The sequence below is a fragment of the Streptomyces silvisoli genome (genome assembly GCF_029269905.1).
Classification (GTDB): domain Bacteria; phylum Actinomycetota; class Actinomycetes; order Streptomycetales; family Streptomycetaceae; genus Streptantibioticus_A; species Streptantibioticus_A silvisoli_A.
In genome coordinates this window covers 1-1,062 of record NZ_JARJBC010000071.1, presented here as the reverse complement: position 1 = coordinate 1,062, position 1,062 = coordinate 1, and the positions used below count along the sequence as shown (strand labels likewise).

Below are 1,062 nucleotides of genomic sequence, written 5' to 3'. Positions count from 1 at the left end.
GCGGTGGGTGGCGACGCGCCGGTGTCGGTGCAGTCGATGACCACCACGGTGACGGCCGACATCGGTGCCACGTTGCAGCAGATCGCGGAGCTGACGGCCTCGGGGTGCCAGATCGTGCGTGTGGCGTGCCCGTCGCAGGACGACGCTGACGCGTTGCCGGTGATCGCGAAGAAGTCGCAGATTCCGGTGATCGCGGACATTCACTTCCAGCCGAAGTATGTGTTCGCGGCGATTGATGCCGGGTGTGCGGCGGTGCGGGTGAATCCGGGGAACATCCGGCAGTTCGACGACAAGGTCAAGGAGATCGCCAAGGCGGCGTCGGATGCGGGGGTGCCGATCCGGATCGGGGTGAACGCGGGGTCGTTGGACAAGCGGTTGCTGGAGAAGTACGGCAGGGCCACGCCGGAGGCGTTGGTGGAGTCGGCGTTGTGGGAGTGCTCGTTGTTCGAGGAGCACGGGTTCCGGGACATCAAGATCTCGGTGAAGCACAACGATCCGGTGGTGATGGTGAACGCCTACCGGTTGCTGGCGGCCCGGTGTGACTATCCGTTGCACCTGGGGGTGACCGAGGCGGGGCCGGCGTTCCAGGGGACGATCAAGTCGGCGGTGGCGTTCGGTGCGTTGTTGAGTGAGGGGATCGGGGACACGATCCGGGTGTCGTTGTCGGCGCCTCCGGCGGAGGAGGTGAAGGTCGGTATTCAGATCCTGGAGTCGTTGGGGTTGCGGCAGCGGCGGTTGGAGATCGTGTCGTGTCCGTCGTGTGGTCGGGCGCAGGTGGATGTGTACAAGTTGGCTGATCAGGTCACCGCTGGGCTGGAGGGCATGGAGGTGCCGCTGCGGGTCGCGGTGATGGGTTGTGTGGTCAACGGTCCGGGGGAGGCGCGTGAGGCTGATCTGGGGGTCGCCTCGGGTAATGGCAAGGGGCAGATCTTCGTGAAGGGTGAGGTGATCAAGACGGTTCCGGAGTCGAAGATCGTGGAGACCCTGATCGAGGAGGCGATGAAGCTCGCCGCGCTGATGGAGGCCGAGGGCGTGCCCTCCGGCGAACCCGCCGTCACCGTC

General features: G+C 65.7%; 1 protein-coding gene. It reads left to right on the top strand.

Features of this window, described 5'->3' with window-relative positions; all coding sequences use genetic code 11:
* Nucleotides 1-1,062, top strand: a 1,062-nt coding sequence (gene ispG / locus P3G67_RS35740) for a flavodoxin-dependent (E)-4-hydroxy-3-methylbut-2-enyl-diphosphate synthase (protein WP_276097237.1), incomplete at both ends; no start/stop codon positions are given.